Below are 17,343 nucleotides of genomic sequence, written 5' to 3'. Positions count from 1 at the left end.
GGCTTAAACGTCAATCCTCAGAAATAACTTCCTCTGCAATTTTAGCAGGAATTAATATTCTAAACGTGGTACCCTTACCAACCTCAGAGCTTTTTACAAATAACTTTCCGCCGTGATAATCTTCGATAATCCGTTTTGCCAGCGTTAAGCCCAAGCCCCAGCCACGTTTTTTAGTACTAAAACCGGGATTGAAGATCTTGTTTGCATTGGCCTTTGTCATCCCTTTTCCGGTATCCTGGATATCGATCAGGATTTGTTTGCTATTGGGCGGAGCCTGTAAGGTTACATTAATTTCACCAATACCACCCATTGCATCAACTGCATTTTTACAAATATTTTCAACCACCCATTCAAAAAGATTTTTATTCAATAGCGCAGTTTGTCCTTCTGAAAGCTGATCATGAATAAAAAAATGGACTTTTGAAGAAACACGTTTTTGAAGATAAGTAATGAAACTGGTGACAATGGTTGAAACAGATTCCTGTTTAAGCGTCGGAATTGAGCCTATATTTGAAAACCGAGTGGTAATCATTTCCAGACGAACCACGTCTTTTTCAATTTCATCTGCAATAGAAGAATCAATGTTAGGGTCACTCCGAAAATATTCAACCCAAGCCATTAGTGAAGAAAGAGGCGTTCCAAGTTGATGCGCGGTTTCCTTTGCCAAACCAACCCATACACGATTTTGCTCGGCTTTTCGGGCTGCACTGAAAGCTAAGTAAGCCAAGTATCCGATCAGCAGCATTACGGTGAGCTGCACAAACGGATAATACCGAAGTTGTGTTAACAGAAAGGAATTGCTGTAATATATGTAACCGATTTTTCCTTCACCAACCTGGACAGGTACCGGGAGGTGCTCACCTTTCATTTTCACCAACTGCGCTTCAATGATCCGTTCTTTTTCACGCAGCGAAGCATTTTTAGGAAAATTTATATTTCTGTGAATAGGGAAATTATTTTCATCCACGTAAATAACCGGGATCTGGTAGAAGGTCACCGCATCCTGAATGACACTCATGATCACATTAAAATTCTCATCATCCGGGCTGTTAACAATATACCGAAGGCCTTCTCCATACAACCGCACTTCCCGTTCTTCCCGCTCTTCAAGCTTGTCAACCAGATCATTAGTGTAGAATAAGGAAACAATACTCAGCATGAGTAAAACTACACCAATAAAATATTTCAGGTTTCCCTTTCGCTCATAAGTTTCAACGAGAGAACGGCGAAGCCTGTCGCTATTCAAAAGAGCTACGGGGTGTAATCGGAAACGGCGTTTATTTTTTGGAGTTTCAGCGATCATTTAGGTTTGGGACACGTAATGATTTAATCATTTGATAATTAGGCTTACAAATAACGTAAAATAATCGTGCTTAGTGGATTTTAAAACTATTTTCATTTGTTCTCTATGTCATGTAAAAAGATGATCCCCGTCATTTATTTACCATGATGTTAAGCGGAAATTTACATATCAATCGGCAGTTTTATTTATATGTCTTCTAAATAAAGGGAGGCTCTTTACTAAGCGTTCCTATTGTAAATTTTGTGCCGTATTTTTGTGAATCGAATTAGAACTAGTGATGTATAATCATTTCAAATCAATAAGTTTATCACATCGGAATGCCCCACTTTCCATTAGAGAGCAGTTAGCTCTTTCGGAGGACAGCGCGAAGGGTATCATGCTTCGTTTGAAGGATTTCTTTGAAGTTTCCGATGTTCTTGTCGTTTCTACCTGCAATCGCACCGAGATATATTATTCTTCCGCTGAGGATCTTAACGAAGATATTATCAAGCTTCTTCTCATAGAGAAAGGAATTACTGATACAGAACCTTTTCTTGAATATTTTGAGCGTTTCAGCGAAGGAGAAACTGCCGTTAGACATTTATTTGAAGTGGCAACGGGACTTCATTCTCAGGTTGTTGGCGATATGCAAATCCCGAACCAGATTAAACATGCATATCAGTGGACCGCAGATTTAAATCTTGCCGGTCCGTTTTTACACCGTTTGCTTCATACTATTTTCTTCGCCAACAAGCGCGTTGCTCAGGAAACTTTTTTCCGTGACGGGGCCGCTTCAGTTTCTTATGCTGCGGTGGAACTACTGGATGGCTTAATGCCAAATCCGAAAATTTTGGTTGTCGGTTTAGGAGAAATTGGAACAGATGTTTGCCGCAATCTTGCGCAGAAGAGTGACGCAGATGTTACTTTGGTTAACCGCACCAGAAGTAAGGCAAATGCCCTGGCGCAAGAGCTTAACTTTAAGGTAGCCGACTTTGAAGATATTGAATATCAGATTTCCCAGGCAGATATAATCGTTTCATCGATAGCACGTGACGAACCTTTCTTTACAAAAGAAATGATGGTACGCTTACGAGGCATGTCTTTCAAATACTTTATCGATCTTTCTGTACCGCGGAGTGTTTCTCCGGAGGTTGAAGAAATTCCGGGTGTTATGTTATATGCAATAGACTCAATCCGGTCGAGAGCTGATGAGGCGCTTTCCCGTCGCCTTGAATCGGTTCCGCAGGTCAGAGAAATTATTGGCGAAGCAGTATTGGAATTTAATGACTGGTCAAAAGAAATGATCGTTTCTCCTACCATTCAAAAATTGAAAGGTGCGCTGGAACAAATCCGTAAGGAGGAATTAGGACGTTTTACCAAAAATCTAAGCGATTCAGAACTTGAAAAAGTAGAGCGTATTACAACCAGCATGATGCAAAAAATCCTTAAACTGCCTGTTTTGCAATTAAAAGCAGCATGTAAACGAGGAGAAGCTGAAACACTGATCGATGTTTTGAATGATTTATTCAATCTGGAAAAACAAAAGGAAAATCACTAAAAACACAGGCCTGAATTATATAAAGTCCCCGAACAACTGTAAAGTTTTCGGGGTTATTTTTTTGTCGATGCAAAAAAAAGATCGGGACGCTCTTATAGCAACCCGATCTATGCATTACCTTACCCTCCACAATTTTATATTATCACAGCGACACAACAAATGGTCCTGCGATATCAAGAACTTCTTTCATTGTTAACGGTTCATCAAACGACTCCGTAATTGTAGCGAATGAGATATTTTCAAGACCAGCAATACCTGGAAGATTTAAACCTCCCTGAACCACTTGACCTTCGCTCATCTCACCTTTGTACACTGCTCCCGGGAAACCAGCATCGTTTGTGATCCAGCTTTTAATTGATTTATCACCAGAGATTTTTGATAAAATCTTTCTCGCAATAGCAGCATGACGTGCCTCTACCGAGTGTATCTGTAGCGCATACTGAAGAAGAAGCGGCTCAGAGATAAGATTGCCTGCCTGTCCTTTGTAAGCACGAACTCCGGTATCTTCGAATGCTTTCGATAGTGTCACAAAAGTTGGGAAATCAGTGAATGCAGGAAATGCGCCTTTCGCAGTAAAATCAAATGTTGGTTTTTTTACAGCAGCTGCTCCCAATGCGTTTACTAAAAATTTAACATGGTTTCTTTCGTGGATACCGATTTGCATGAACGCCGCCTTATACTCAGCCGGGATCAAATTAGCTGTTCCGTTACCAATTTCGTAAAATTCGTTTTCCAGATATTCCAGCGTTAGTGCATAGTTCAAAACCTCGATAGCCGATGGTGTAGCCCCATAAGCCTTGTTAACAACAGTAGCGAAGGCCGTTGGAATAGCAGCGGCAGCTAATGTGCTTCCAATGCGGTTCATAAACGTGCGACGCGAAGCGTGTTCTAAGCGACCAATTGCGTCGCCGTCAATTTTTTGTAAAGTATCAAATATATTGAAGATATTCATGTCTGTCGAATGTTAAAGAGTTGATTGTTAAACTGGCAATTGTGAATAACCGATTTTGTTCATCACAAATGGCTGAACAGAAGGAAGGATTACAACCGGAGGAAGAGCAACATCAAATCCATCGCTTGTTGTAACAATATCATCACCAGCAAAGAATGCCGTGTTTGGCATAAGCAATTCACGAATTGCCGCTGCATGACGAGCTTCTACTGAAACAATTTTACCTGCCAATAATAAATAACCAGCATCTTTAATAAACTTACCAGCTCCGTTGTATGCCTGAACGCCAGTATCCTCAAATAACTTCGCAGCACCTAATACGCTTGCACGGTTAGAAAAATCAATTGATGTAAAGTTTGGCGTTAAACCTTTGATTGCAGCAGATCCCAAAGCGGCCTTGAAGAATTGTCTGTGGATAATCTCATGGTCACGGATGTCTGTAAGAATCATCTTTTCTTCTTCGGTGATACCGATGTAAGGAGTAGACATAACTTGAATGTAGAATGCGGCTTCTAATTGTTCAAGAGCATACGCATAGTTTAGGATACCAACGTCTCCTGAACCTAACTCTACTATTTGGTCACTTTCAAGATCATGATCTGTACATGCGCCAAGAATGTAAGCGCCTGTAGCTGCGGCCACGCCAGCTGATCTTAGGAAATAGCGTCTGTTCACTTTCACCAGCATTTCGTTGTCGGTTGAAACTGAATTTTCTGATAAGGTTTTTTTCATAGTCGTGATAGTTTCTTAATCTAAGCGTTCGTTGGAATGATTGAATTTTAGAAGACTTACGCCGTCTAAATCAAAATAGATTTAACGCTAAAAAAAATATTTGGATAATTGATTCGTTTGCCAAAGTTCATTTTGTATTTAAGCCGGAATGAGGTTAAGAAAAGTCCCAATTTCATAGGATAATTATTAGATGAAAAATTTTAAAATTAATTTTGGAAAAATATAATTCGTAGAAATTATTTTATTGGAACTTAATCCACTACTCCCAGAAGGTGTCCTTTGGATAAAAATCAAAAGGTTAATTGGTAGATTAACGTATCATCAACATTATGTAGACAGCAAAACTTTTCGATTGTTTTGACTAATTTGCTCGCTTTGCAGAATCTGGTCGAAGTTATTTTTCGTAGATATCTCAGACAGGCGCTTACATGTTTATTAGTACACTTTTTACCTCCACCAGATATGGCGTTTATTGGCGCTTTGATACAAAAATTTGGAATTTCACAAGAAGAAGGAACCGGCTACGACTTTTGTAGCTATTCCAGGACATTATTTGTCTGGTTTTTTGTATTAACCGGTTTAATTGGAACAGTCAGGGCTCAGACAGCGCATCTATCCCCGTCGGCAGAAATTGGCACCTACATAGGAAGCGCCGCAACGACGCCTTTTTGGCTAAGGGCAAATCAGTTTGGCGTTGTTCCCTTGGCTATGCCTGATTTCACCGGGAGAGTCGGTTTGGTTTATGAGTCTCAGATTTTGTCTGATTCTATCAAAACGAAACGTTCTAAAATCAGATGGGGCGCAGGCGCCGAAACTGTTTTAAATGCAGGAGGCGGTAACACGAAAGTTTTTCTTCCGGAAGCGTATGTTAAGGTTCGATGGAAAAGTCTTGAATTCTGGGGTGGCAGGAGAAAAGAAATACTGGGTATCATTGACACAACGCTAAGTACAGGCTCTTTCACCTGGTCAGGAAATGCACTGCCTGTACCTAAAATCCAGCTCGGTTTCCCCGACTACGTTCCTTTGAAATTTCTTAAAAGCTTTGTAGCCATCAAAGGTTTTTACTCCCACGGTTGGTATAATACTCCCTATATTCAAAACGCATACCTGCATCAGAAAACCTTATATGGACGATTTGGAAAACCGAATGGACGATTCAATGTGCAATTGGGTGTCGTACATAGTGTTACCTGGGCGGGGGAAGCTGATTATTTGAAAGATAGTCCCCTGGCAATTGATGGAAAACTAACCGATAATTTTGGGGATTACCTCTGGGGCGTAGTGATAGGAAAAATTCCAAAAGTTTACAGAAATACTCGTTTTACAAATTTTGATGGAGAAAACCGGGTCGGAAATCATGTAGGTCAGTATGATCTTGCTTTTGAATACAAACTTGATAAGTCAAAGTTACTTTTATACCATAATCATCCGTTCGAAGATGGTTCCGGCTTACAGCTGCAAAATATTCCTGACGGACTATATGGTTTCAGCTGGAAAAGGGCTGCAACCGGGAATTCATTTGTCAAAGTGAGAGGAATTCTTTTGGAGTATTTATTTTCTAAAGATCAGTCTGGTACCGGTTTTAATATTCCCGGGACGCGCTTCAAAGGAAATGATAATTATTTTGACCATGCGCAGTACCGGGAAGGATGGTCATATTTTGGAAAGGGAATGGGCACACCTTTTCTACCGCCAACAAGTGAAATCAATCAGGAGAAGTATGGCGGAGGCGAGTTTTTCTCTGATAATCGTGTCATTGTTTATCATGCAGGGTTGGAAGGTACGCTTTCAAGCGCTATTCAATGGCGAACAAAAATATCATACAGCGAAAACTTTGGTACGAACAACCGCCCGTTCGAACCTACAGCAAAACAATTTTCTTATTTGTTAATGGTCGACGCGCCAATCCTGAAATGGGGAAATACGCGTTTAATTACAAAAATTGCCATCGATCAGGGTGATTTATATCCTTCATCTGTTGGTGGTTATATTGGATTGAGAGCTACAAGTTTCGGACGCAGAAAATAATTACAGGAACATAAAAAACGTTGGCAATGCTCAGCTTCGCCAACGTTTTATGAATGAAGAAAATCCTGTTATTTTTTCGGTGCTCTTTTAATCGGGCGACCATATTTCTGCATTTTTTCCTCTGCGTGATTTCTACGTACATTGACTTTTTTATTTTTGTCAATTTTTTCATGAAAAGCTGCGCCAACCGTTCCCTTTTTAGGTAACTTGATATCAACGGTTTTCATAAAAATATGCGGCTTTTCTAACTCGGTAAGTACCTCAGATATCTTCAGATTCTCTGGTAAAGGCAACATTGGAATCTGATAGTTCATCAAACTTTCAATATTCTCCTGAAATTCCTTTTCCTTTTCTGTGACAAAAGTAATGGCGATACCTTTTTTGTCGGCCCGTCCCGTTCTCCCGATTCTGTGAATATAGTTTTCGGGAACTTCCGGCACATCAAAATTGAAAACGTGCGAAACTTCTGCGACATCTAAACCTCTGGCAATGATATCAGTTGCGATGATTAACCGGTAATTTCCTTCGTGAAATTGTTTAACCGTATTAAAACGGTGATTTTGTTCCTTATTCGAGTGGATAACACCTATTTTATCAGGAAATTTTGTTTCAAGCTGAGCGAATAACTGATCGGCCAGATGCTTGGTAGCACTGAATACAAGCACTTTTGACATCGTTTCATCTTCACTCAAAAGCAATTCCAGAAGATTTACTTTCGTGTAGAAGTTGGGGACGTCGTAAGCGATCTGTTCAATATTTTCCAAGGGCGTTCCAACCGGAGCCGCTTCTATTCTGACAGGATTATTGAAATAAGTTTCCATTAACACCTCAACTTCTGGAATTAATGTCGCAGAAAACAAAAGGTTTTGTCTTTTCTGTGGAAGGAGATCCAGGATATTTTTCAACTGCGTGCGAAAGCCAAGATTAAGCATTTCATCCACTTCGTCGATAACAAGTTTTTTGATCGCTTTTGTTTTCAACGAACCATTCAGAGCCAGATCGACCAGGCGGCCTGGCGTGGCTACAACCACATCGGCGCCATTCTTCAGCTCAGCCATCTGAACCTTAATGTTGCCGCCGCCATATACGCCCACAGCAGTGAGAGTCATATAAGCGGCCAGTTTTTTTACTTCTTCCACCACCTGCACCACAAGCTCACGGGTTGGCACGATGATCAGAAGCTGAGGCAATCTGTCTTTGGAATATTGTAATTGCCGAAGTGTCGGCAAAAGGTATGCAAAAGTTTTACCGGTTCCCGTCTGGGCAATACCACACACGTCCTTTCCGGACATCATCACAGAAAATACCTTCTCCTGAATCGTCGTAGGCGTTGTATAACCCAGATCTTCAAGTGCATTAAGTAAGGCTCTGTTAAGATTTAATTCTTCGAAAGTCATAACACTACTGCTAAATAATCCGCAAAGGTAATTCTATTATTGCGGACATGGGTACTTCTGCTCGTAATAAGGTGAATTATTGCTTTTTTTGGAGAAATTCAGAGGGATTATTTCCGAAAATATTACATTTTAGTATAAAGCCATGCCCACCATATCAGCACAAATTGTAAAGGCAATCTCAACAATGCAACCCATAAATAGGGATTTTTTTCTTTAAAGAAAGTTATTGCCATTTGGATATTGGCCGGGAAAACTGCGATAAGCAATAAGATAATCAGCCAGGCACCAATGTGCCGGGTTGAAGGAATGGCCAAAAGAACGGCAAACAGAATTTCGCATGCTCCGCTGATATAAACCAGCTGTAATGGATAAGGCAAAAATTTAGGCATGATTCCAAGAAATACGCCCGGTTTCAGAAAATGAACAATGCCCGCGAAGAAAAAAAATGCTGACATCAGGTAAAGGAAGAAAGGCTTCATATAGAAAAATTTAGTCTTAGGTGATGTTTCATCCTTTAAGCATGTCCCAATATATCGTTTTTTTAGTCAACAATTCCAGAATCTATATTACCAGGTAAACAGGCGCTGAAATAGATTTAACTTTGGAACGATTAAACCATTTAAAAGCTTTATTATCTTTGAAAAATAACGGGAGACTGTATGAAAGAAAGACTTAACAGCCGCCAAAAAATATAATGTAGTAAATGAAACTTGTCGGACAATTAAACAGGGTAGTAATTACAGGTCTTGGTGCTTTGACCCCTCTCGGTAATAATATAAATGATTTCTGGAATGGGTTGGTAAATGGTGTTAGCGGTGCAGGTCCCATTACGAAATTCGATACCACAAACTTTAAAACAAAATTTGCCTGCGAGATAAAAGGCTTCAACCCTCAGGATTTCTTCGACCGTAACGAGGCTAGAAAGTATGATCCTTTCACGCAATATGCGTTGGTTTCAGTCGAGGAGGCGGTTGCAAATGCGGGCATAGATTTCGATAAATTAAATAAAAACCGTGTTGGTGTGATTTGGGGTAGTGGTAATGGAGGTATTTATTCTTTTCAGGAAGCAGTGTCCGAATATGCTACCGGTAATGGAATTCCTCGCTTCAACCCGTATTTTTATCCCAAAATGATCGTAGATATTGCCTCAGGCGTTATCTCAATCAAATATGGTCTGCGTGGTGTGAACTTCACGTCAGTTTCAGCTTGTGCCAGTGCGAATACCGCTATTATCGAAGCCTTCAATTTTATTCAATGGGGGAAAGCGGATATGATCATCACCGGAGGATCGGAAGCACCAATTTATGAAGTCTCGATTGGCGGCTTTAACGCGACTAAAGCGCTATCGACCAACAACGCAAATGCACAAAGTGCCTGTAAACCTTTCGATCCTTCTCGCGATGGATTCGTGATGGGAGAGGGCGCTGGGGCAATAATTCTTGAAAGTTACGAACACGCTCTACAGCGAGGCGCAAACATTATCGCCGAAATTGTCGGTGGCGGCATGACTGCCGATGCTTTTCACTTGACAAGTACGCATCCGGAAGGCGAAGGAACAGCACTGGCGATGCAACTTGCCCTGGATGAGGCCGGAATTTCAGCTTCTGAAATCGATTATCTCAATGTTCACGGTACTGCTTCACCTGTTGGCGATATCAGCGAATTGTATTCGATCGAGACTATCTTTGGTCGAAATCCAGATCTGAGTATCAGTGCTACAAAATCCATGACCGGGCATCTGCTTGGTGCCGCAGGTGCGATTGAAGCAATCGCCTGTATTAAGGCGATCACTGATAATATTATCCCTCCAACCATTAACTCCTTTCAAATCGAACCTGAATTCGAAGGTAAGTTTGACATGACTTTGGGATCCGCGAAAAAAAGAGACGTTCATTATGCCATGAACAATACCCTTGGTTTTGGCGGGCATATAGCATCGAGTATTTTCAAGAAGTTTCAGGAATAATTTTCACAGTCTGGCAGGCTGATTATCAGATATTATTATTACAGATGTCCGTCTAAACCTTATTAACTCATGGAAACACAAAATTATAAAAATCACGTCCGTTACTATCCGCCTCATCACTTCGTGTTTTATCCCATCTTGTCAATTTTGTTGGGATTCAGTATCTATTATATTTCTAAGTATGAGGAGCAATCGTTAATCTGGACATTTATTTCGCTCGCGTTTTTTATGATCGGCTATGTGGCATTTATGCTGCGACAGCATTACGCATTGAACAATCAAAACAGAATTATACGTCTTGAACTTCGTTTCAGGTATTATATTCTGACTGGTCAGCGTCTTGAAATTTATGAGGACACTCTTTCGGAAGGACAATTATTTGCGCTCCGTTTTGCGTCTGATTCGGAGTTGGTGGGATTGGTGCAACGCGCTGTAAATGAGAATATCACGCCTGACGAAATCAAAAAATCGATTAAAGACTGGCTTCCTGATTATATGAGGGTTTGAAATATAATATTTGACATAAGAAAAGGCATCCGTTGTGGATGCCTTTCTTGTTTATAGATGAAGTGTAAATGGCAATTATCTAGTTCTCAGGCGACCTGATTTTTTATCGTATGTACCTAATGGAAAGCTTAATCCAAGATTAATTCCAAGGTTTCTGTTTTTAAGGTTTTCATTGTTTGCTCTTGAAACGTTAAACAAACCTAAGCCGTAACGTACATCAAAATTCAACCAAACTTTTGGAGTTAGTTCATAGTTGAAACCAGCTCCACCCGTAATACCGAGGTCAAAAATATTGTAATAACGCATGTTATTTGGTCTTTCAATGCTGTTTCCGTCTTTGTCTTTTGCGCTAACAAGGAAGTTTAAAGTTGGACCCACAAACAATTTAGGGCGAAGACGATCTCCAAACTGTCCAAAGAAAAAGGTGAACAACAACGGAGCCTGGATATAGTTTAAATTAATCTCATTGGTTTTGTTAAACGTTTGAGCACCCAGTTGTGTAAATAGTAATTGTCCGCTGAACCCAAAACCTGTTTTAGTACTATAATTATAAAATGCTCCAACCGTTAGGCCTGGCTTTGTACTTGTGTTTTCCATAGTGCCGTGGAGATTGGCAAAAGAAACACCAGCAATAGGTCCGATAGAAACATTCTCCTGAGCTGAGACAGATGATATCCCAATTGTAAGCGTTAATAAAAGAATAATACAATTTTTCATATAAGCACGATTAAGTTAATTTGAACTGTGCTCCTCAATTATTGTGCCTGTATGATCGCTTATCTCTGATTTATATAGTTGGTTTGTTATCAGACGTATATAAGATGATTCCAATTTTGAGTTCGTGGAGAATGTTAGAAATCTGTGGTGGGATGTCTACATATTTTACCACTTGCAAATTATTAATCATCATCTTCCTCATCAAAAATGGTCATGTTTGGTATCTCGTATGTTTTAAGAAATGCTTTCAGCAAACTTGGTTCTTTCCACTTTTTTAACGTATACTTAATTTCTTTGATTTCGGCTTTGACCTCGTTGATGTTGGTATTAAATTTAACAACAACCGTAGTCATGGCATTAACGTGTTCTGGTTTCAGTCCGCATAAGTATGAGATCTGCTGTTGAATTTCCAGTTTCTCTTTTTCCAGTTCTTCGACTTGTTCCTTCAAAACCAGGTTATAATAAGTCAGCTGTTCCTTTCCCAGGTTTTCTAAATGGTCCTGATCTATTCTTTCAAATTCGATCTGCAATTTCAGAAGTTCAAGAAGATTATTTTCCTGGTATGTCTGCGTAACTTTTTGCATGATCTCTGTTTTGCGCAACTTCTCTGCCTCATCTGTCTCCAGGTCAGGGTGAAATGCTTTAACAAGATCCATGTAAACCTTTCTGACAGACTTTGTGGTTTTTTGCTTTTGCAAAATTTGTCTGGCCTGTTTTGCCTCCTCCTGATGCGCTTTCACTTTTTCCGCGCGTAACTCTGCCTTGATCCGTTCCTGTTCTTCCGGTTCCAGTTCGTGAAAAATATCTTCCTCGGTAACTTCGTTCTCCTCGGCCAGAAGTTTCGTGTCAATTAATTGCGAATCGGCTTTTTTTAATTCTTTGAGTGCAGTTTCAAAGTCGACCTCACTGTATTTATTAAATAACGGAAGCAGTTCTTCAAATTTATAATTAACGATCAGATCAAAGGAAATTTCTGAGATCAGATAAGCAAGTTTGGTCAGATATGCTTTTCTGTACAGATCTTTTTCATACATTCTGTCCAGATGCCTGACTAGTTCAACCCGAAACTCCTGATATTCCATCACGATCGGATTGTATTCTTTTTGTACTCTTTCAATCAATAATCGATATGTGTTTCGCAATTCCGGAATCACTTTGTCCAATTGCTCGATGCGCTCCGACAACTGATTGAATTCTTTTTGACGTTTATTTAAAACTGTCTTCGGCTGCCCAATACGCAGCACACTTGATCTTTGCATCATTTTTAATTTAATATGTTGAAATAACCGTTTTGGCTATTTGTGAGTTTTTGGTGAGTGGATATTTTGGTGTTTTATCTTTTGGTTTTTCGTGGTCGGATTGGTTGTTACCGGTTAGATTGTTTGTTGCCGGTCAGATTGTTTGTTACCGGTCAGATTGTTTTTTACCGGTCGGACGGCGGAAAAAGCCGTCCGACCGGGCTTCCCGGTCCCGTCCGACGGTTTTTTACCGTCGGACGGGTAAAGAACACTCCCTAACTTCAATAACAGTAATCTTCAACCAGATAATTCCTATAAACCCAGTTCCTGGTAAGAAATCAGAATGATGGCAACAACAGCCAGGGCAAGACCTAAGCGATTCAGGTTATTAAGTTTCTCCTTATATAAAATCCAGGCAGCGAAAGAGGAAACGAGCATACTTAGAATATTATAAATCGGAAAAACAAATGCTGCACTGTTGCCGAAGGAGCCCAATGCAAGAAGCAGAAAATATAAAGAGAGGAAATTGGGTACGCCCAGGATCAACCCGCCAACTACACTTCGAAGCGTTAATTTTTCTCCACCAAAAATGATTTTATAAAGCAGTAACAATGTTCCGATGAGAATAGCACCGGAACAGGCAATGATCATAAATACTGTCGTTTGCTCAGGACGATAATATTGCATCGTAAGGTAATTAATAAGCGTATTGTTCGTACCGCTTGCCAGAAAAGTAAATATCGGCAAAAGCCAGGCATAAGATAAAACAGATACCTCTAACGGCTGTCCATGCTCAAATTCAGTACTCTTTTCCTTATCTTGAATAACACCCAAAGCAAGCGCGGCCAATGCTATGACCAGTCCTGTATAGTTAAGGAATGTAAATTCCTTGTTTGTATTTTTAAAAATAAAAAGTCCGAATAAAACAGGGATTACCAGCGACATATTCCCAGCCAGCGACGCCGCCGTTACGCTTACTTTCTGCGCAGTTAAACCTATTGACATAAACGCGATTACAAACAAAGTTCCAAGTGCGAGGGTAAGAATAGTTCCTTCGGAAGCCCATTGAATTTCTTTAAAAGCACTGATATCTGGTGTCAAAAATAAGCCTGTTACCACGCAGGAGTAGTAGTTGATTACGACTGCATGAAAGGAATTTACCTGATATTTTGGATATGACCGCATGATCAGGTAAAGTGCTACTGTAAAAAATACGGAGAGTAAAAAGTATAACATATTGATTAACTAACACAAACCTGATAGAACTTCGTCAATGATTTTCGGGAAATGTTTGTGCTCCAACACATGTATTTTGTCCGCAACATCATCCGGCGAATCTGTTTCCGAAACTTCACAACTGGTCTGGAAAATAATATTTCCTTCATCGTAATGCTGGTTTACAAAATGGATCGTTATGCCGGACTCTTTCTCTTTATTGGCAACAACGGCTTCGTGGACAAAACTTCCGTACATTCCTTTCCCACCATATTTGGGAAGTAATGCCGGATGAATATTGACCATTCGGTCGGGGAACGCTTCAACCAGTTTTGCCGGGATCAGCATCATGAAGCCTGCCAAAACAATCAAATCGATCTTATTATTAACTAAAAGTTCAAGAATCTGATCCGTCTCGTAAAAAATTGTTCTGTCAAAAATAACAACCGGAATATGAAGTTTTCTTGCACGCTGGATGACTCCGGCCTGCGGATTATTGGTGAGTATTAAAGTCACCTGCACATCGTTTCGGTTTGCAAAATATTCGCCGATTTTTTCAGCGTTTGATCCGGATCCTGATGCGAAAATGGCAATACGTTTCATTATGATTTAGATTGGGGATTGAAAGTTGAAATTTGTCATTTCGATCTTTCATGAATATTTGAAATAATTGGCAAAGCTATAAAAAAGAACGGCTTCCGGGGATAATTCGGAAGCCGTTGTTCTGATAAGTTATAAATGCCTAATAAATTTTTGTCAATTCACTTCTGCTGAAAAGTTTTCCTTTGCGGTATGATTCCGTTTTCAAATCCCATAACACGCCCGGCGCCCGCCATGAAATTGTCTTCACTTCCATTTTAATACCAAAGCCCATTTTTGTTTCCATCTGCATATCGGAAGTAATTTTGTATGCATCAAACGTACCGGCTGGAATGGTGATTTTCTCCTGGCTTTCAACATTTCGATTTAATATCAGCATGTTGAATGTCATAGCCATCGGCCCGGAGCTGCCTTCGCCTTTTAGTGAAGCATCTTTGAGTTTTTGTCCAACCGTAAATTTATTTGGAAACTCAATGTTGGTCGAGGTGTATTTCATCTGGAGATTCTCAAACGACTTCATTTGTTCCTGGTTTATTAATGAGTTAGCATCCAGGTATAGTGAATTTCCGTCACACTTCATGGTATAAGTGTTTTTCATTTCCGACTTGCCCTTAGGGTTGAAAACTTCCATGTCAATGGTAATAACAGACATGCCGCCTTCTGATGAAACTTTCGAGATTTTGTAATTTATAGTGCCGGTAGGTTTTCCTTTGCCATCGAACGTGGCCATTTCAAAACCACTGCCGGCTTTCATGTTGGTGCCCATACATTCCTGAGCTTTAACACTTGCGATGCTACTGAAAATAACAGCCAAAAAAAGTAGAATTCTAATTCTCATATTGGAAATTGTTTAGGTTACAGAATAATCGTTCAGATGCTTTAGTCGAATTAGTGTCAGCGATTTGTAACAAAAATAAAGAATTTCATTAAGCCCAGATCATGGTCACGAGTCCAAGCAACATGATTATTTTGCATAACGAACTTACCTTTTTAAAATCACGGCGTGTGTCCGAAATTATCAGAGAATAGACAAGCCAGCCAATTGGAAATAATAATAATAAAAATAATACAGCAAGTAACGGATTATTCAGCGCATGTGCCATGAAAAAGAGGGTCGTTACAAAGATAAAAATTACACAATAGAGAAAATGTTTAGTCCTTCGAATTCCCCAGATTATCGGTAGCGTCCGACAGCCATGTGCTTCGTCCCCGCGTATATCTTCCATATCTTTGACAATTTCCCTGATCAGAGAAATAAAGAAAGAAAAAACAGCATAAATGAAAACCAGCTGACGATTTTCCGGGTACCGAAGTGTCAGAATCAGCAAGGTAAAGCCAGTCAGTAGGGATACGATAAAATTTCCAATAAAGGGCGCACGCTTATAACGTTCAGAATAAAACCAGAGCATGGTAATTGATACTACATTCACCAGAAAAACCCAAGGGTTAACTAACAATCCCAAAGCTGCACCCAACAAATTTAAAACCTGGTGCGCACCCATGGCCCAGCGTCTTTTTAAATAACGGCCAACGACCACGCGTTCAGGTTTGTTTACTATATCAATTTTGATGTCAAAATAATCATTGATAATGTAACCTGCCGCTGCTATACAAACTGTTGAAAGCGAAAGAATAAATAAATCAGGATCGCTGATGATATTTCTCCATTCGTGCCTCGGGCCGATCAGTAATATGCGCGTAAGGTACTGTGTTATAGCCACAATAACCAGATTGCTCATACGGACCAGACGTACGCTCCCGGTAACAAAATCCCAAAATCTTACTTTCGGTCTTACAGACACATTCATGGAGGTTATTAAAAATATAAGCAGGTTCAGACATTAAAATTATTCATTTTATGTCAATTAAGGAATTAATAAAATCTTTCTCTTCCACTTCGGGATAAAAAAGCACTGATTTTGTGTTAGCTATGAGTTAACCGTCCGTTTATAAAAGTTCGTCGCGCTTAAACTTTAATTATTTCACTAAGAACATAGAAATTTAGGATTATGAAAATAGGCATTGTGTGCTACCCAACCTTTGGAGGTAGTGGCGTAGTTGCTACGGAACTAGGGAAAGCACTAGCGAAAGAGGGCCATCAGATACATTTTATAACGTATTCACAACCTCAGCGACTGGACTTTTTCAATGAAAACCTTTACTACCATGAGGTAAATATACCTGCCTATCCGTTGTTCCAATATCCTCCGTATGAATCTGCTCTATCGAGCCATATGGTGCACGTTGTGAAAATGGAAAAACTGGATCTGCTGCATGTTCATTACGCAATTCCACACGCGTCTTCGGCTTATCTGGCCAAACAAATTCTCGCTCAGCAAGGAATACATATCCCGGTTATCACGACTTTACACGGTACAGACATAACGCTTGTCGGCAAGGATGAGTCTTATGAACCCGTTGTGACTTTCAGTATCAACCAGTCTGACGGTATTACAGCGGTTTCAGAGTCGCTTAAAAATGATACTTACAAACATTTTGCGGTTACAAAAGATATTGAGGTCATTCCAAACTTCATCGATTTGAGCCGTTTTAACAGACAAAAGAAAGATCACTTCAAACTTGCTATCTGTCCGAATAACGAAAAACTGATCGTTCACACCTCTAATTTCCGTAAGGTAAAACGGATTGACGACGTGATTATGATCTTCCATCAGTTGCGTGACATCACACCAAGCAAATTGTTGCTTGTAGGTGACGGTCCAGACCGTGCGCGCATCGAACGTTTGTGCCGCGATCTTGATATGCTTTCTGACGTACGTTTCCTTGGAAAACTGGATGCTATTGAAGAAGTGTTGTCCGTGGCCGATCTATTCCTTATGCCATCTGAATCAGAGAGTTTTGGTTTGGCAGCGTTGGAAGCGCTGGCATGTGAAGTGCCTTTAATCACTTCAAATGCAGGCGGTTTGCCTGAACTAAATATTCCGGGCGTAACCGGATTTTTGAGTGATATTGGCGATGTGGACGACATGGTGAAACATGCGGCTTACATTCTGGCTGACGAAAATCTGCCGAGATTTAAAGAAAATGCACTTGCCCGTGCGAAAGAATTTGATGTGGCAAAAATTTTGCCGCATTATGAAGCATACTACGAAAGAGTTATTGAAAATAGCAAAGCCACTGTGTAAGTCGT

Annotated in this window: 16 protein-coding genes; 5 read left to right on the top strand and 11 right to left on the bottom strand. The window is 40.1% G+C overall.

Features of this window, described 5'->3' with window-relative positions; translation table 11 throughout:
- Window positions 1–10 precede the first annotated feature (10 nt).
- Window positions 11–1,303 carry a sensor histidine kinase gene (locus AC1XUO_RS12080; RefSeq protein ID WP_483330050.1) on the bottom strand — a complete coding sequence of 431 codons (1,293 nt, stop codon included), beginning with the start codon at window positions 1,301–1,303 and terminating at the stop codon, window positions 11–13.
- A 277-nt stretch (window positions 1,304–1,580) separates the two neighbouring features.
- Here AC1XUO_RS12080 and hemA point away from each other — a divergent pair, with 277 nt between their 5' ends.
- Window positions 1,581–2,840 carry a glutamyl-tRNA reductase gene (gene hemA, locus AC1XUO_RS12075; RefSeq protein ID WP_483330049.1) on the top strand — a complete coding sequence of 420 codons (1,260 nt, stop codon included), beginning with the start codon at window positions 1,581–1,583 and terminating at the stop codon, window positions 2,838–2,840.
- A 142-nt stretch (window positions 2,841–2,982) separates the two neighbouring features.
- On the opposite strand, the gene AC1XUO_RS12070 is transcribed toward hemA, so the two are convergent.
- Window positions 2,983–3,792 (bottom strand): ferritin-like domain-containing protein, encoded by an 810-nt coding sequence (locus tag AC1XUO_RS12070; protein WP_483330048.1) that lies wholly within the window; start codon window positions 3,790–3,792, stop codon window positions 2,983–2,985.
- A gap of 27 nt (window positions 3,793–3,819) precedes the next feature.
- Entirely contained in the window at window positions 3,820–4,524 is a 705-nt protein-coding gene (locus AC1XUO_RS12065; protein WP_483330047.1) for a ferritin-like domain-containing protein, read from the bottom strand.
- 462 nt (window positions 4,525–4,986) lie between these two features.
- Here AC1XUO_RS12065 and AC1XUO_RS12060 point away from each other — a divergent pair, with 462 nt between their 5' ends.
- On the top strand, window positions 4,987–6,552 hold the full coding sequence (locus tag AC1XUO_RS12060; protein WP_483330046.1) for a capsule assembly Wzi family protein: 1,566 nt from the start codon (window positions 4,987–4,989) through the stop codon (window positions 6,550–6,552).
- Window positions 6,553–6,620: 68 nt separating this feature from the next.
- Here AC1XUO_RS12060 and AC1XUO_RS12055 read toward each other — a convergent pair whose 3' ends face one another.
- Window positions 6,621–7,949, bottom strand: a complete 1,329-nt coding sequence (locus AC1XUO_RS12055; RefSeq protein ID WP_483330045.1) for a DEAD/DEAH box helicase — start codon at window positions 7,947–7,949, stop codon at window positions 6,621–6,623.
- Window positions 7,950–8,071: 122 nt separating this feature from the next.
- Window positions 8,072–8,428 (bottom strand): DoxX family protein, encoded by a 357-nt coding sequence (locus AC1XUO_RS12050; RefSeq protein WP_483330044.1) that lies wholly within the window; start codon window positions 8,426–8,428, stop codon window positions 8,072–8,074.
- A 224-nt stretch (window positions 8,429–8,652) separates the two neighbouring features.
- On the opposite strand from AC1XUO_RS12050, the gene fabF reads away from it, so the two are divergent.
- A complete protein-coding gene (fabF, locus tag AC1XUO_RS12045; protein WP_483330043.1) occupies window positions 8,653–9,915 on the top strand; it encodes a beta-ketoacyl-ACP synthase II in 1,263 nt (420 codons plus the stop codon).
- Between the two features lie 69 nt (window positions 9,916–9,984).
- Window positions 9,985–10,422, top strand: coding sequence for a DUF6526 family protein (locus tag AC1XUO_RS12040; protein WP_483330042.1), 438 nt, complete (start codon window positions 9,985–9,987; stop codon window positions 10,420–10,422).
- 75 nt (window positions 10,423–10,497) lie between these two features.
- Here the strand turns inward: AC1XUO_RS12040 and AC1XUO_RS12035 are convergent, their stop codons facing one another.
- The 6 genes from AC1XUO_RS12035 to AC1XUO_RS12010 all read right to left on the bottom strand — a co-directional run bounded on the left by AC1XUO_RS12035 (window position 10,498) and on the right by AC1XUO_RS12010 (window position 16,000).
- Window positions 10,498–11,139: a porin family protein gene (locus AC1XUO_RS12035; protein WP_483330041.1), complete on the bottom strand. Its 642-nt coding sequence runs from the start codon at window positions 11,137–11,139 to the stop codon at window positions 10,498–10,500.
- 182 nt (window positions 11,140–11,321) lie between these two features.
- Window positions 11,322–12,401 (bottom strand): hypothetical protein, encoded by a 1,080-nt coding sequence (locus AC1XUO_RS12030; RefSeq protein ID WP_483330040.1) that lies wholly within the window; start codon window positions 12,399–12,401, stop codon window positions 11,322–11,324.
- A gap of 288 nt (window positions 12,402–12,689) precedes the next feature.
- On the bottom strand, window positions 12,690–13,613 hold the full coding sequence (locus tag AC1XUO_RS12025) for a hypothetical protein (RefSeq protein WP_483330039.1): 924 nt from the start codon (window positions 13,611–13,613) through the stop codon (window positions 12,690–12,692).
- Window positions 13,614–13,622: 9 nt separating this feature from the next.
- Window positions 13,623–14,195 (bottom strand): phosphoribosylglycinamide formyltransferase, encoded by a 573-nt coding sequence (gene purN / locus AC1XUO_RS12020; RefSeq protein ID WP_483330038.1) that lies wholly within the window; start codon window positions 14,193–14,195, stop codon window positions 13,623–13,625.
- Between the two features lie 139 nt (window positions 14,196–14,334).
- Window positions 14,335–15,030 carry a TapB family protein gene (locus AC1XUO_RS12015; protein ID WP_483330037.1) on the bottom strand — a complete coding sequence of 232 codons (696 nt, stop codon included), beginning with the start codon at window positions 15,028–15,030 and terminating at the stop codon, window positions 14,335–14,337.
- 88 nt (window positions 15,031–15,118) lie between these two features.
- A complete protein-coding gene (locus AC1XUO_RS12010; protein ID WP_483330036.1) occupies window positions 15,119–16,000 on the bottom strand; it encodes a geranylgeranylglycerol-phosphate geranylgeranyltransferase in 882 nt (293 codons plus the stop codon).
- Between the two features lie 201 nt (window positions 16,001–16,201).
- Between AC1XUO_RS12010 and bshA the strand changes: the two genes are divergently transcribed.
- Entirely contained in the window at window positions 16,202–17,338 is a 1,137-nt protein-coding gene (gene bshA, locus AC1XUO_RS12005; protein ID WP_483330035.1) for an N-acetyl-alpha-D-glucosaminyl L-malate synthase BshA, read from the top strand.
- The last annotated feature ends 5 nt before the right edge of the window (window positions 17,339–17,343 follow it).

It is taken from the genome of Dyadobacter sp. HNCC25DJ186 (genome assembly GCF_056895235.1).
This window is presented reverse-complemented; position numbering and strand designations above follow the sequence as displayed.

Coding starts and splice junctions, on each gene's coding strand:
- AC1XUO_RS12080 (WP_483330050.1), bottom strand. CDS start 1,303: ATGATCGCTGAAACTCCAAAAAATAAACGCCGTTTCCGATTACACCCC.
- hemA (WP_483330049.1), top strand. CDS start 1,581: ATGTATAATCATTTCAAATCAATAAGTTTATCACATCGGAATGCCCCA.
- AC1XUO_RS12070 (WP_483330048.1), bottom strand. CDS start 3,792: ATGAATATCTTCAATATATTTGATACTTTACAAAAAATTGACGGCGAC.
- AC1XUO_RS12065 (WP_483330047.1), bottom strand. CDS start 4,524: ATGAAAAAAACCTTATCAGAAAATTCAGTTTCAACCGACAACGAAATG.
- AC1XUO_RS12060 (WP_483330046.1), top strand. CDS start 4,987: ATGGCGTTTATTGGCGCTTTGATACAAAAATTTGGAATTTCACAAGAA.
- AC1XUO_RS12055 (WP_483330045.1), bottom strand. CDS start 7,949: ATGACTTTCGAAGAATTAAATCTTAACAGAGCCTTACTTAATGCACTT.
- AC1XUO_RS12050 (WP_483330044.1), bottom strand. CDS start 8,428: ATGAAGCCTTTCTTCCTTTACCTGATGTCAGCATTTTTTTTCTTCGCG.
- fabF (WP_483330043.1), top strand. CDS start 8,653: ATGAAACTTGTCGGACAATTAAACAGGGTAGTAATTACAGGTCTTGGT.
- AC1XUO_RS12040 (WP_483330042.1), top strand. CDS start 9,985: ATGGAAACACAAAATTATAAAAATCACGTCCGTTACTATCCGCCTCAT.
- AC1XUO_RS12035 (WP_483330041.1), bottom strand. CDS start 11,139: ATGAAAAATTGTATTATTCTTTTATTAACGCTTACAATTGGGATATCA.
- AC1XUO_RS12030 (WP_483330040.1), bottom strand. CDS start 12,401: ATGATGCAAAGATCAAGTGTGCTGCGTATTGGGCAGCCGAAGACAGTT.
- AC1XUO_RS12025 (WP_483330039.1), bottom strand. CDS start 13,613: ATGTTATACTTTTTACTCTCCGTATTTTTTACAGTAGCACTTTACCTG.
- purN (WP_483330038.1), bottom strand. CDS start 14,195: ATGAAACGTATTGCCATTTTCGCATCAGGATCCGGATCAAACGCTGAA.
- AC1XUO_RS12015 (WP_483330037.1), bottom strand. CDS start 15,030: ATGAGAATTAGAATTCTACTTTTTTTGGCTGTTATTTTCAGTAGCATC.
- AC1XUO_RS12010 (WP_483330036.1), bottom strand. CDS start 16,000: ATGAATGTGTCTGTAAGACCGAAAGTAAGATTTTGGGATTTTGTTACC.
- bshA (WP_483330035.1), top strand. CDS start 16,202: ATGAAAATAGGCATTGTGTGCTACCCAACCTTTGGAGGTAGTGGCGTA.